We start from the raw sequence: 13,170 nt of genomic DNA, 5'->3' as shown, positions 1-13,170 counted from the left end.
GAGACCGCCGTGGAGTCGCTGTCCATGAACGAACTGCCTGCCGAGCCGAACCGCCAAGTAGGCGGGCTGGAAGGAGTGAGGGGTGGGCGGTGAGGTGGTTAACGCGTGGGGCGACGGAGAGTGGGGCGACGGAGAGTGGGGTGGTGCGTGCTGGAGAGGCGTGGGGATGCGGGAGTGGGCGGGTTGGGCGGGTTGGGGGGGTTTGCTGGGCGGTATGGGCTAGTTGCGGGGGGTGATGGACAGGGTGGCGTTGTGGTCGTCGGTTATGGCTAGGTCGCCGGACTGGTCGGTGCGGTAGACGCGGGTGCCGGAGCGGTGGAGGAGGGCCAGCGTTGCCGGTGCGGGGTGGCCGTAGGTGTTGTCGGAGCCGACGCTGATCAGGGCTGCTCGGGCGCCGACCGCGGAAAAGAAGGCGGGGTCCTGGCGGGCGGAGCCGTGGTGGGGGACCTTCAGGATGTCGGCTGCCGGGGAGGTGGTTCGCAGGAGGTCGGATTGGGCTTCGGTTTCTATGTCGCCGCTCAGGAGGATGGAGCCTGCGTGCCAGCGGACGCGGAGTACGACGCTGGTGTTGTTGATCTCGCTGCCCTCAGTTCCGGTGTGTGCTGTCGGGGGTGTCGCGGGTGGGGCCAGGACGGTGAGTTCGGAGGGGCCGAAGGTCCATTGGGCGCCGGGGGTGGCTGTCCATTGGGGGACGTGGTGGGTTGCGAAAGTCCGGGTGATGGGGGCTGGGGTGGCGGGGTGGTCGGTCAGTAGGGCGGCGCCTATGCGGCGGTTCTTCAGGGCTCCGGTCAGGCCGCCGATGTGGTCGGCGTGGGGGTGGGTCAGGATGATCAACGGGATCTCGCGGATGCCCAGGTCGCGTAGGCAGCGATCCATGGGGGTTGGGTCGGGGCCGGTGTCTACTACGACTGCTCTGCCTGGGCCTGCGGCGATGGCCATGCCGTCGCCCTGACCTACGTCGCACATCACCATGAGCCATCTGCGTGGCGGCCACGGGGACAGGGCGGGTGGGAGGACCATGGCGGCGATCAAGATGCCCGCCAGCACAGCCAGGGTGACGGCTCGGCATCGGGGATGACGGAGCAGGGGTACGGCGACTGCCACCGCCACCGCCAGGAGTGCCAAGCCGAGCAGGCCGCCTGGCCACGGGATGGTGGCGAACGGCAGGCCCGCCGCCCACTGTGCGACGGTGATGATCCAGCCCACGGCGTATCCGGCCGGAATCAGCAGGATACGTGCCGCCTCGACGCTGATCGGGGCCACGACGGATGCGGCGAACCCCAGGAGCGTCGCCGGGGCCACTGCGGGGCCGGCCAGGAGATTGGCGATCACCGCCACCGGGGTGACCTGGCCGGACATCAGGACCAGCACGGGTGTCACGGCGAACTGCGCGGCGGCCGGTACCGCGATCGCCTCCGCCAGCCACCTGGGCAGGGCCCGCCGCGGCCTGAGGAGGCTGGTTGCCGCCTGGGCGACGGATGATCTTGGGCGTGGGTGGTGTCGCTTGCGTGTGCTTCGGATCCGAGGGGCTTCCGTGATGAGGGCGAGGGACGCGGCCGGACGTGCGGTGAGGGGTTGTGCGGTGGTGATCGGTTCTGTGGCGGCTGGCCTTGTAGTGGGGGGTTGTGCGGTGGTGACTGGTTCTGTGGCGGCGGGTCCTGTGGTGGGGGGTTGTGTGGCGGGGAGCCCTGTGGTGAGGGGCCCTGTCGTCAGAGGCTCTGTGGTGGTGCGGGGTTCGCTGGGGGTGAGGGTGAGCTGGAGATTGGCGGGGGTGGGCTTGGGGCGGGTCTGGGGGTGGGGGTTTGGTGGGGTGGGTTGGGGTTGGGATAGGTGGTCGCGCCATTTGGGGGCCAGGAGGAGGATGCCGGCGGTGGCGGTTACGGAGAGGGCGAAGCCGTAGGAGCGGGCCAGGTCTGGGGAGAAGAGGATGAGGAAGAGGACGGAGATTGACAGGGCGGCCATGCCGTGGCGGGGGCGGCCGGTGGCCAGGGCCAGGGCGGCTGCCAGGCCCATTGCCAGGGCTCTTAGGACGCTGGGGGAGGGGCGGGCCACTACCGCAAAGGCGATCATGGCGGTTGCGGCCAGGATTGCTCTGACCGGTAGGGGGAGGCCGGTTACGCGGGACAGGGCCAGGGCCGCGCCGGCGATGATGGCGAGGTTGGCGCCGGATACGGCGGTCAGGTGGGTTAGGCCTGCTTCTTTGAAGTCGGCGGTTACCTGGGGGTCCATGCGGGAGGTGTCGCCCACTACCAGGGCGGGGAGCAGGCCGCGTTGGTCTTCGGGGAAGGGGTCGGCGGCTGCTCTCAGGCCGGAGCGCAGGGCTCCGGCGGCGGTTTGGATCCATGAGGGGGTGCCCAGTTGTTGGGGGGTGCCCTTTACCAGTAGGAGGGCGGCGGTCAGGTCGGACGGGTCGGCGGGGGCCAGTTTGGCGGTGATCTTCAGGCGTTGGCTGGGGAGGAGGGTTCGCCAGTGTGGGCCTGTGGCGAAGAGGGTTACCGGGGTGCTCAGGGTTAGGTGGGTGGTGGGGGTTTGCAGGAGTTCTAGGCGGGCTTCGGCTACTACGCTTTCGCCGGGGAAGCGGGGGTTCCTTCGGGTTCGAGGGTCGTTGGTGAGGACTACCTCGGCTGTTGCGGTTATGCCTTTTCTGGCCAGGTCTGGGATGGGGCCTGTGGATACCGCGTGGGTGTGGAAGGCCACTGTGGCGGCTGCCGCCGCGGTGCAGGCGGCTATGGCCACTGCGGTGCCTCGCCACGGGGGTGTGGCGTAGAGCGTTGCGGTGGCCAGTGCGGCTACTGCCGCGCAGATGAAGCTGACCTCTGCCGGAGCGCCCAGGAGGATCAGGGCGGTGGCCCAGGCGGCCAGGGCGGGGAAGACGGTGGGGCTATACGCGGACTCGGTCCTTGAGTTCTTCATACTTGCGCGGGCCTATGCCTGTCACCTCCTTGAGCTGGTCGACGCTGGTGAAACCGCCGTGTGTGTCGCGGAACTCGGCTATGCGGGTGGCCAGGACCTCGCCTACGCCTGGTAACTGCTCCAGTTGGATGGGGGTGGCGGTGTTGAGGTCGACGATCGATGTTGTGGGGTCTGAGGCCAGGGCTGCCGCCGCCTCGGGGGTGCCTACGGCTATCTGTTCGCCGTCTATCAGGCGGCGGGCGAGGTTGAGGGGGCTTGAGTCGGTGCCTCTTCGCAGGCCTCCGGCGGCGGTCAGGGCGTCGGTGACGCGGGAGCCGGTGGGGAGGCGGTAGACGCCTGGGGTGCGTACTTTGCCGGTGACGTGGATGGTTACCGAGGCGGTCGGGCGTGGGGTGGTCGCCGCTGGGGGTGGTGGTGGGAGTGGGGCGGGGGTGGGGGCCGAGCGCCAGAAGGTGAACGCGGCTACCGCTGCCGCCAGGGCGCCTACGGCTATGAGGACGCGTACGCCTGTGCGGGTGGGGGCTTGGGCGGCTACTGCTGCGCGGAAGGCCTCGAAGGTGGGAGGGAGGTTGGGGGTGCGCTCGCCTGTCCCTGGATGGGTGATCGATCGCAGCCTCGCCTCGGCTATGGCCTGCTCGCTGGTGGGATCGGGGGAGCGCACGGCAGTGACGGTACGGCGGGGCGGGGTGAGGGGGATCGGGCGAACGGGGTTCTGGGGATAAGGCGGGGGCTGTGGACAACCCGCCAACCCGCCACACGGGTTAGCGGGCCAGGAGGGGGCCTTAAGGGCTTGCTGGGGCGATGCGGGCCACAAGGCTCGGGGCCGTGGGAGGGGCCCAGAGGGTTTGCGGGCCAAGGAGGCCGTGAGGCTGGCGGGCCAATGGGCTGGTGTGGTCGGGGGCGAGCGCGGGCCCCGCGTGCCGTGGCAGGGCGGGCATGCGCGGGCGGGCGAAGGGCGGTGGGAGGCGAACGCCGGTGAGGGCCGAAGGCTGGTGGAGGCGAACGCCGGTGAGGGCCGAAGGCAGGTGGAGGCGAAGGCCCGTGGGGGCGCGAACACGCGTGGGGCGCGAGGGCTGGTGGGGGTGAACGGCCGTGGGGGGTGGAGGTTAGTGGGGGGATTCGACGTTGTGGAGGAGTTGCTTCAGCAGCGCGTCCAGCATCACCCGATCCTCAAGCGAAAGCGCCGAGATCATCCCCGACTCCACCTCAGCCCGGATCTCCATCGCCTCGGTCCACAAGTCACGCCCCCGCCCGGTCAGCTCCACATCCACCCGCCGCCGGTCATCACTGCTCCGCACCCTCCGGATCAGCCCCGAGCGTTCGAGCGTGTCGAGCCGTCCCGTCATCCCCGCCGGTGACAGCAGCAGCTCCGCCGCCAGCACGGAGGGCGTGGCGCTCCCCGAGTGCGCGGCCAGCCGGTGCAGCGTCTCGAACTCGAAGTCCTGCATCCCCACCTCGGCCAGCGCCGCCGCCTTCGTCTGGTGGAGGTGCTTGACCAGCATCTGCATCCGGGTCACCACCCCCTCGACGAGCTCGTCGTAGGGGGCCTTGCCGCGCCAGCGGGCCAGGTGACGGTCGACGGAGTCTTCCACGATTGGATCATACGCCACTAAGTATTTTGTTGACGAAACATTCGCCAGCGAAATACCATCCGAGGCCATGACGAACCGCCTGCTGGCCGGGCGCGCGCTGTCCGCCCTCGCCACCGCCTTGATCCCCACCACCCTCACCCTTGCCGTCCTGCGCACCACCGGCTCCGGCGCCGACCTCGGACTGGTGCTGGCCGCCGAACTCGTCCCCCTGCTGCTGTTCCTGCCGATCGGCGGGGTGCTCGCCGACCGCATAAGGCCGGAGCGGGTGGCGCTGGCCGCGGATCTGGCCCGGTGCCTCACTCAGATCGGCATCGGCGTGGAACTGCTGCTCGGCGTGAACCGGATCCTCGATCTGGCCGTCCTCTCGGCCGCGGCGGGGGTGGCGATCGCGTTCGGGATGCCGGCCGTACCCCGGCTGGTGGCGGCGGTCGTGCCCGAGCGGGACCGGTTGCGCGTCAACGCGCGCATCGGAGTGGCGACGAGCCTGTCGGCGGTGGTCGCGCCCGCGCTCGCGGGCGGGGTGGTGCTCGTGGCGGGTCCCGGCTGGGCGGCGCTGCTGACCGGGCTGCTGTTCGCGTGCTCGGCACTCACCCTCGGCTCAGTCCGTACGGCAAGCCCGCCCCACCCCGCCCACCGCCGCACCTTCGGCGCCGACCTGCGCGAGGGCTGGCAGGAGGTCAGGCGGCGCCCCTGGTTCCTGACCAGCGTGCTCGGCCACGGCGTCTGGCACTTCGCCGCTGGCCTCTTCCTGACCCTGGGCCCGCTGGCCGTCACGGGCACGGCCGGTGAGGCCGGATGGGTGCTGATCGTGCAGTGCGGCACCGTAGGCCTGGTCGCGGGCGTGTTCGCCGCGCCCAGGCTGCCCATCCGCCGCCCGCTGGTGGTGGTCCAGGTGAGCGCGGCCCTGTACGTGCTGCCGATGGCCGCGCTGGCGTTCGCCGCCCCGGTCTGGGTGCTGGCGGGGGCCTATCTGGTGGCGATGTTCGGGCTGGGCCTGCTGAGCCCGCTGTGGGAGACGGTGGTGGCCGGGGAGATCCCGCAGGCGGCGCTGGGGCGGGTGCGGTCGTTCGACCAGCTGATCTCGTTCGCCTCGCGGCCGTTCGGGCTGGCCGTGGCGGTGCCGCTGGCCGGGGTGACCGGCGGCACGGGGCTGCTGCTGACGGCGGGGGTGCTGGTGGTGGCGGCCAACCTCGCCGCCCTGGTCAGGACTCCTGCAGCAGCGCCGCTTCCTGAACCACACCGTCGCTGATCTCCAGCACCCGGTCGGCCAGCGTGATCAGGCTCGGGTCGTGGGTGGCGACCAGCGCGGTCACGCCCTCGCTGCGTACCAGCGCCCGGATGAGCTGCATGATCTGGCGGCCGGTCTGGGAGTCGAGCTGGCCGGTCGGCTCGTCGGCGATGAGCAGCCTCGGCCGGTTGGCCAGGGAACGCGCGATCGCGACGCGCTGGCGCTGGCCGCCGGACAGTTCGTAGGGGCGCTGGTTGACGTGTTGTTCGAGGCCGACGAGGGCCAGCAGCATGCGTACCCGCTTCTCGCGCTCTTCCACGGGCGTGCGCGCGAGACGCATGGGCACGCCGACGTTCTCGGCGGCCGACAGCACCGGGATGAGGCCGAAGGACTGGAAGACGAAGCCGACGGTGTCGCGCCGCAGCGCCAGCAGGGAGTCCTCGCTCATCGCGGTGACCTCCTCGCCCGCCACGACGACCCGGCCGGCGTCGGGACGGTCCAGGCCGCCCATCTGGTTCAGGAGCGTGGTCTTGCCGGAGCCCGAGCGGCCGCGGATGGCGATCAGCTCGCCGGGGAAGGCCTGGAAGGACACCTCGCGCAGGGCCACGACCTCCTTGGGGCCCGTCCGGTAGACCTTGCGCAGCCCGTCGACGACGACCAGGGGTTCACTCACCGTTGCTCTCCTCTCGCGCGGGCCATACGCCGATGTGGTCGGACTCGAGTTCGAGCCGTACGCGCCGCTCCAGCTCCAGGGCGTTCATGAAGTCGCGGGGCAGTTGGAGGCGGCCGACGCGGTCGAGGACGGCGTACTCCTCGGCGACGATCTGACCCTCGGCGCCCTCGCGGCGCAGCGTCTCGCTGGAGGTGCGGCCGTCGCGGATGCCGATCGTGCGGTCCACCTGCTCGGAGACGAGCGGGTCGTGGGTGACGATGACGACGGTGACGCCGAGTTCGCGGTTGGCCTTGCGCAGCGCGTGGAAGACCTCCTCGGAGGTGTCGCTGTCGAGCTCGCCGGTGGGCTCGTCGGCGAGGATGAGCTGCGGGGAGTTGGCCAGCGCCACGGCGATGGCGACGCGCTGCTGCTCGCCGCCGGACATCTCGGACGGCCTGCGGTCGGCGCAGTAGTCGACCCCGAGCAGCGTCAGCAGCTCGGCGGCCCGGCCCCTGCGTGCCTTGCCGGCCAGCTTCATGGGCAGCTCGACGTTCTCCCGTGCGGTCAGGTACGGCAGCAGGTTGCGCGCCGTCTGCTGCCAGATGAAGCCGACGACCTCGCGCCGGTAGCGCAGCCGGTCCTTGGCGGCCATGGACAGCAGATCGGTGCCGGCCACCTTGGCCAGGCCGGCCGTGGGGACGTCGAGGCCGGACAGCACGTTCAGCAGCGTCGACTTGCCGGAGCCGGAGGCGCCGACGATGGCGACCAGCTCGCCCTTCTGCACCAGCAGGTCCAGGCCCTGCAGGGCGACGACCTCGACACCCTCGGTCTTGTAGATGCGGACGAGGTTGTCACAGACGATGTGCGCGTCACCGCCGAAGGCGGCCTTCTCCTGGCTCGCCTGGGCTTCCAGCTCGGACAGGGTCGGGTTCACGTTCACTCACCCACTCGGAGTACGGAGCCGAGGCTGCGGCGACGGCTGATGGCGGTGTGCGCGTAGGCGCCCAGTACGGCGACGCCGGTCAGCCCGGCGGCCAGGAGCGTAGGAGTCAGCAGGTCGAGGTCGTAGCTCTGGACGTCGAGGTCGCCGGTGTAGGCCGACAGGTCGACGCCGGGGCCGAGCGCGGCGGGCAGGACGAGGCCGAGCGCGAGCCCGGCCAGCGAGGTCAGCACGATCATCGGGGAGATCTCCAGGACGGTCAGCCCCTGTGCCTGGCGTGCCGACAACCCCAGCGTACGCAGGAACGACAGGGCCGCGGCCCGCTCCGCCGCGCTGATCACGAGGGTCACCACGACCGCGACCAGCGCGTACGCCGCCAGCGCCACGGTCACGATCCGCAAGATGGCCAGAACGGTGCCGGTCAGCGCGTCACCGGTGATGGCCGCGCGGGCCTCGGCGGCGCCGGACACGGAGATCAGCTTGGCGCTGTCGCCGACGGCTCTGACGGCCTCAGCCCGCACCTGGGCCGGGGAGGCGCTGCCGCTGATGAGCAGGGTGTTGACGTTGACGCGGGTGCCGGCCCGCTGGTTGGTGTCCAGTGGCACGACCAGGAAACGGCCCTGGCTGAAGAACCCGGGCACCTTCTCGATGACGCCCGCCTCGCGGACCTTCATCCGGCTCTGCCAGCCGACGTCGATGGTGCCGCGGCCCTTCATGCCGGGCGAGACGAGCGCGGGGATGCCGTCTCCGCCGGGCTGGGCTGGCAGGGTGATCGGGGTGTCGGCGATGAGCTTGCTCCACGCGGCCAGGTCGACGGCGAGGATGTCGGCCCGCTCGGCGGTGAACCCGATCTGTACCTTCCCCAGCTGCGCGGGGACGACCTGGTCGACGCCGGGTGTCCTGCCGATCTGGGCGATGGCCTCGTCGGTGAAGATGCCGGAGTACTCGACGCGGATCGGCGCGCCGGCCTTCTGCCACACGGCGACCTCCTGCGTGCGGACGATGCCGCTGGAGATCAGCGAGGCGAACACCGACACGGCCAGCGCGGGCAGCAGGATCAGGACCGGCAGCACGCTGAAGGAGCGGGCGCGGGCCGCCCTGGTCAGGCCCAGGAAGGGTACGGCGGGCCGGGCCCGTGCCGCCAGCCGTACGATGAGGCGCAGGGGATAGGGATAGCAGCGCAGGGTGATCAGCGCGGCGGCCAGCGTCAGCGCGATCGGGACGAACAGCAGGAACGGGTCCTGCCCCTGCGTGGCCACGTCGGTGGTGAGGCCGCGGGTGCGGATCAGGTACGCGCCGACCAGGGCGAGCCCGATGACCAGGACTTCCAGCGTGATCCGCTTGGCCGTCGGCTTGGCGGTGGCCACGTCGCCGCGCCGCTCGTTCAGGGGCGCGCGGTGTTCCAGGGCGGCTCGGGCGCAGGCGTAGCCGATGCCGGTGAGCAGCAGCAGCGCGGGGCCGACGTGCACGAGCGCGACGGCGGGTCCCGGTACGAGGTAGGCCAGGCCGTACCCGGCGAGGACGGCCGGCAGCAGGGCTGCGGCGGTGAGCCCGCCGGCGGTCGCGATGATCTGGCGCAGCGCGCCGCCGCGCGCCCGCATCAGGCCGAGCGCCTGGTCGATGCGGTCGAGCACGAGCTGTACGCCGAGCACGATGACGCCGAGCGCGACCATGAGCAGCCCGCCCAGCGCCAGGTACATGATCGTCTGCGCGGTGGCCAGCTTGGTGAGGAAGGCGGCGATGAGGTTGGCGAGCTGGGTGTCGAGGCGGTGGGCGAAGTCGCCCTTGGCGTTGAGCGCGAGCGCCTTGTCGTACTCCCTGATGGCGGTCTGCACCGCGACGGGGTCGAGTTTGGCGAGGGCGGCGGTGTCGACGGACAGGACCCAGCGGTAGTCGAGCTGGCGGGCCTGGCCGCTCAGCACGGCCAGCGCAGCGGGGGGGATGAGCGCGGTGACGGACTTCTCGAGGTCCAGCTTGCCCGGCGGCTGCACCTCGTTGACGTTGAGCGCGTCGCCGTTGTGGCTCCACCAGCGGTCGCCGGGGTCGACCGCCTCGAAGATGCCGACCACCTTGATCGCGGCGTAGTCGCTCTCGCCGATGATCTGCCGGGCGCCGATCGTGAGCCCCATCTTCTTGGCCGCGTCGGCGACGACGCCGACCTCGAACAGGGGGATGTCGTTGTTCTCGAAGCGCGTGGTCGAGGGTTTGCCGGGCGCCCGTCCCTCGGTCCACCGCACGCGCCGGTCGGCGTCGGACAGCCAGGCCAGGTTGATGTACCTCATGCCGCCGGTGTTGTGCACCGGGGTGCGCGAGGTCTTGGCGCTCATGTGCGAGGTGCCCGCGCCGAGAGGGCGCACGACGGTCCGCAGCCCGGCCGGGACCAGCTCGCGCAGCTCCACGTCCCAGCGCTCGAACTGCTCGACGGAGCCGATGTCCTGCCGGATCCCGTTGGAGGAGGCGAGCGCGGTCAGGTCGGCCTGCTGCGCGGGGGCGGCGTCGAGATCCTGCGCCATCGCCCGGTTGAAGGCCCCCTGCATCATGCGCGGCATGCCCGCGATGAGCAGGCAGGCGCTCAGGGTGAGGACGGCGAGCATGGCGAGGGCGCCGGGATGCACCCGAGCCAGCCGCAGGGTCTTCATTGGTCCTCCCCGATGCGCAGCACTTGACCGAGACCCTGCCGCCGCATGCTGCGGGCCAGCCCGGCGACGATGGCGAACAACACCACGGCCACCACCACGAGCATGGCCGCCGTGGCCGGCCACGGGATGTCGAGCCGCACGTCCGGCGTGACCGCCGCGGCCTGGCCGGTGAGCACGATGTGCGGCACCACCAGGTATCCGACGGCGACCGCCAGCCCGGTCCCCGCCGCCAGCGACAGCCCGATGACGAACGTCTGCTCGATGGCCAGCAGCCCGAACACCTGACGGAAGCTCACGCCGAGCGCCCGCAGGATGGTGAACTCCGACATCCGCTCGCGCGCCGCCACCGCCGCGTTGACCAGGAAGCCGAGCGCCGCGAAGACCAGCGCCGCCAGGAAGCCGAGGATCAGCGCCCCCTGCAGGCCGCTGCCCAGCGGGTCGTCACGCAGCTCCGTCGCCAGCCGCCGCTGGTCGAGCGCGGTGACGTTCCAGACGGGGTTGGTCCTGATCTTCTCGTACGCGGCGGTGGACGAGCCGCCGGTGTTCAGCCACCATTCGGTCGCCGGCAGCGGGATCTCGCCCGCGCTGAGCGTGCGGTCCTGCAGCGTCTTCAGATCCACGAGTACGGCCGGCTGCTCCGGCGTGGTCGTGGGCATGCGCTCCACCACGCCGGTCAGCTTGACCTCGATGACCTGCCGCTCGAAGGTGATCGGCGCGACTTGGCCGACGTTCAGCTTGAGCGCGGCGGCCAGGTCCGCGGTGAGCACGACGGGCAGCGGCGCGTTGACCGTGGCGCCGGCCGCGCGCGGAGGCAGCAGCATCTTGTCCGGGTCCACGCCCGGGGGCGCCGGCATCACGACCGCGCCCTCGCGGCCGGACTCGATGGTGAACAGCCCTTCCCGGCCGGCCGGGTCCGCCCCCGCCCAGCGCAGGCCGCCGGGCACGTTCACCTCCCGGCCGTCGGCGCGCAGCGCGAGCACGCGGGCCTCGCGGTCGGTCTCGCTGACTCCGGAGATGAAGCCCTCGACGGCCAGCGGGTAGCTGACCTTCCCACCGCGGCCGGTCAGGGCGGTGAGGTCGAGGGTGGCCTGCCGTACGGTCTTGGCGACCGCCTCGACGGGCAGCGCGTGGCGTACGCCGAGCGCGTCGGAGAGCACGACCTGCAAGGGGACGGCTCCGAAGGGCGCCTGTACGTCCACGGTCAGTGTGCGCGGGGTGCCGGGCAGCGTGACCGGAGCGGTCTTGGGCCGGCCGGCGGTCAGCCCGGCGCCGAGCTCGGCGACCGTCTGGGCGGACAGGTCGGAGCGCAGCTGGAAGACCTGGCCGAGCTTGGCGGCGTCGATGGCGATCAGGCTGACGAACGCGTTGTCGACGTCGGCGCGTCCCCGGTAGGCGGGGGCGGCGGCCCGTACGCCGGGCAGCGTGCTGAAGGCGGTGCCCCTGCCGAGGGTGCCGAGCTCACCGCCGTCCGGCGGGCCGGTCAGCCGCAGGTCCGCGCCCGCCTGGTGGCGGGCCTGGTCGCTCTGCGAGGCGCGCCAGGTGGAGGCGGTGGCCATCGAGACGATGCCGATGGCGATCGCCATGGTCAGCAGCAGCGCCGGTCCCGAGTAGCGCAGCGGCCGCCTGGCCACCTGCCAGGCGCCCAGCGCCGGCGCGAGACTGGCCCGCTTGGTGGTGAACCGTTCGGCGATCTTGGAGATGCGGGGGACCAGGCGCAGGCCGAGCATGCCGCCGGTGAGCAACGCCAGGGCGGGGCCGGAGATGATCAGCGGGTCGATGCCCAGTTCGCCGGTGGTGGTCGAGGTCACCGGCGCGCCGTAGTGCTGCAGCTGCCAGATCGCCAGCCCGGCCACGACCAGCAGCGCCAGGTCCGCGCCCGCGCGCTCGATCAGGCCGCGCGCGCCGCTGCGGCCGCGTGCCGACTGTTCCTCCACATAGGTACGGCGGGCCCCGGCGAGGGCGGGCAGCGCCAGGAGCACCGCCGACACGAGCGCCACCGAGGTGGAGACCAGGAAGGTGCCGAGGTCGGCGACGGGCGCCAGCCGTACACCCGAGGCCTGGATCCACGGCAGCGTGTTGACCGCGGCCAGCAGCGGCGGGCCGAGGAACGGCGCGATGACCGCGCACGGGACGGCCACCAGCAGCGCCTCGCCGCCGGCCAGGGAGGCCAGGCGCCAGGTGCCGGCGCCGCGCGAGCGCAGGAGCGCGACCTCCATACGCCGGTGGTCGGCCAGCAGGCGGGCGGTGAGCATGAGCGCGTACGCGGCCAGGAGCAGCAGTTGCAGGACCGGGATGAGCATGGTCGAGCGCGATACCAGGGCGGCGGTGTCGAGCTGGGTGAGCACGCCGTTGAGCCGGCTGATGGCGGTGCACTCGGAGCAGCCGTTCGAGCGGAGCCGTTCGCGCAGGCCGCTGACGCCGTCGGCCAGCGGGCGCAGTTGCTCGGGGGAGACCTGGCGCAGGTCGGGCAGCGCGGTCCAGGTGGTGCTGACGGTGGTGGCGAAGTGGGTGAGGAAGGTGTCCCGGCCGACCATGAGCGGGCCGTAGGTGGTGTAGGAGCCGGTCTCGACGCCGCGGCTGAGCAGGGGTTCGCCGCTCCAGCGGTCGCCGAAGGGGTCGTCGAGCTGGAAGATGCCGACGATCTTCACCTGGCGGGTCTTCTTGTCCACGCGGCCCTGGGTGGTGATGACCTGGCCGACCTTGAACGAGGTGGCCGAGGCGGCGGGCTGCGAGACGACGGCCTCCAGCGGCTGCGCGCCGTCGCGCGGCCAGACGCCGGAGACGAGCTTGGCCTGCCGGTCGAGGCCGTCGTAGCTGCCGAACCTGAGCAGTTCCGGGCGCTCCTTGCGCTCCTGGCCGGGCATGGCGAAGGAGTCGGAGTGGAAGCTGGCGCCGATCGCCGTCGGCACCCCGGTGAAGAGCTTGCCCACCTGCTCGCGGATGACCTGGTCCAGCTTCGGGAAGGTCTCGCCCTTGACCGGAACGGTCACCGTGACGGCGGTGTTGCCGAAGGAGGCCGTCTCCATGGTGCGCCGGACGCCGACGTCGGCGATGGAGGAGGCGTACATGGTCAGGGCCACGAGCGTGGTGGTGGCCAGCAGGATGGAGCCGAGGGCGGCGAGGAGAAGGAGCGGTTCACTGAACGCCCGCTTGACGATCAACGGCCCCCGCATATGACCCCCTTCACCCGTTTAGTGAACTTTTGA

General features: G+C 71.6%; 8 protein-coding genes. 1 reads left to right on the top strand and 7 read right to left on the bottom strand.

Translation table 11 applies throughout. From position 1 onward, the window contains the following. Positions 1–219 precede the first annotated feature (219 nt). The 3 genes from ACFWYW_RS11665 to ACFWYW_RS11655 form a co-directional block, all read right to left on the bottom strand. Positions 220–2,913 (bottom strand): ComEC/Rec2 family competence protein, encoded by a 2,694-nt coding sequence (locus ACFWYW_RS11665; protein ID WP_379616561.1) that lies wholly within the window; start codon positions 2,911–2,913, stop codon positions 220–222. Next, a complete protein-coding gene (locus ACFWYW_RS11660) occupies positions 2,882–3,574 on the bottom strand; it encodes a helix-hairpin-helix domain-containing protein (RefSeq protein ID WP_379616564.1) in 693 nt (230 codons plus the stop codon). The genes ACFWYW_RS11665 and ACFWYW_RS11660 overlap by 32 nt, the downstream gene beginning before the upstream one ends. Positions 3,575–4,019: 445 nt before the next feature. Next, positions 4,020–4,505 carry a MarR family winged helix-turn-helix transcriptional regulator gene (locus ACFWYW_RS11655; RefSeq protein ID WP_379616566.1) on the bottom strand — a complete coding sequence of 162 codons (486 nt, stop codon included), beginning with the start codon at positions 4,503–4,505 and terminating at the stop codon, positions 4,020–4,022. A 67-nt stretch (positions 4,506–4,572) separates the two neighbouring features. On the opposite strand from ACFWYW_RS11655, the gene ACFWYW_RS11650 reads away from it, so the two are divergent. Further along, positions 4,573–5,754 carry an MFS transporter gene (locus ACFWYW_RS11650; protein WP_379616568.1) on the top strand — a complete coding sequence of 394 codons (1,182 nt, stop codon included), beginning with the start codon at positions 4,573–4,575 and terminating at the stop codon, positions 5,752–5,754. Here ACFWYW_RS11650 and ACFWYW_RS11645 read toward each other — a convergent pair. Genes ACFWYW_RS11645 through ACFWYW_RS11630 form a run of 4 tightly spaced genes read right to left on the bottom strand, consistent with a single transcriptional unit; the run spans position 5,708 to position 13,137 of the window. After that, positions 5,708–6,406, bottom strand: a complete 699-nt coding sequence (locus ACFWYW_RS11645; protein WP_379616570.1) for an ABC transporter ATP-binding protein — start codon at positions 6,404–6,406, stop codon at positions 5,708–5,710. The genes ACFWYW_RS11650 and ACFWYW_RS11645 overlap by 47 nt on opposite strands. Next, positions 6,399–7,319, bottom strand: coding sequence for an ABC transporter ATP-binding protein (locus ACFWYW_RS11640; RefSeq protein WP_379616572.1), 921 nt, complete (start codon positions 7,317–7,319; stop codon positions 6,399–6,401). The genes ACFWYW_RS11645 and ACFWYW_RS11640 overlap by 8 nt, the downstream gene beginning before the upstream one ends. A 2-nt stretch (positions 7,320–7,321) precedes the next feature. Further along, complete coding sequence (locus ACFWYW_RS11635; RefSeq protein ID WP_379616574.1) at positions 7,322–9,964, bottom strand: hypothetical protein; 2,643 nt, start codon at positions 9,962–9,964, stop codon at positions 7,322–7,324. Then, complete coding sequence (locus tag ACFWYW_RS11630; protein ID WP_379616576.1) at positions 9,961–13,137, bottom strand: ABC transporter permease; 3,177 nt, start codon at positions 13,135–13,137, stop codon at positions 9,961–9,963. Before ACFWYW_RS11630 ends, ACFWYW_RS11635 begins: the two co-directional genes overlap by 4 nt. Positions 13,138–13,170: the final 33 nt, after the last annotated feature.

This window comes from Nonomuraea sp. NPDC059023 (assembly GCF_042740095.1).
GTDB lineage: Bacteria > Actinomycetota > Actinomycetes > Streptosporangiales > Streptosporangiaceae > Nonomuraea.
The sequence above is the reverse complement of the archived record's forward strand: the minus strand, read 5'-3'. Positions and strand labels throughout refer to the sequence as shown.

Bases quoted from the DNA above. Each gene is read 5' to 3' on its own strand.
- ACFWYW_RS11630 (WP_379616576.1), bottom strand. From the start codon at position 13,137: ATGCGGGGGCCGTTGATCGTCAAGCGGGCGTTCAGTGAACCGCTCCTT.
- ACFWYW_RS11635 (WP_379616574.1), bottom strand. From the start codon at position 9,964: ATGAAGACCCTGCGGCTGGCTCGGGTGCATCCCGGCGCCCTCGCCATG.
- ACFWYW_RS11650 (WP_379616568.1), top strand. From the start codon at position 4,573: ATGACGAACCGCCTGCTGGCCGGGCGCGCGCTGTCCGCCCTCGCCACC.
- ACFWYW_RS11665 (WP_379616561.1), bottom strand. From the start codon at position 2,913: ATGAAGAACTCAAGGACCGAGTCCGCGTATAGCCCCACCGTCTTCCCC.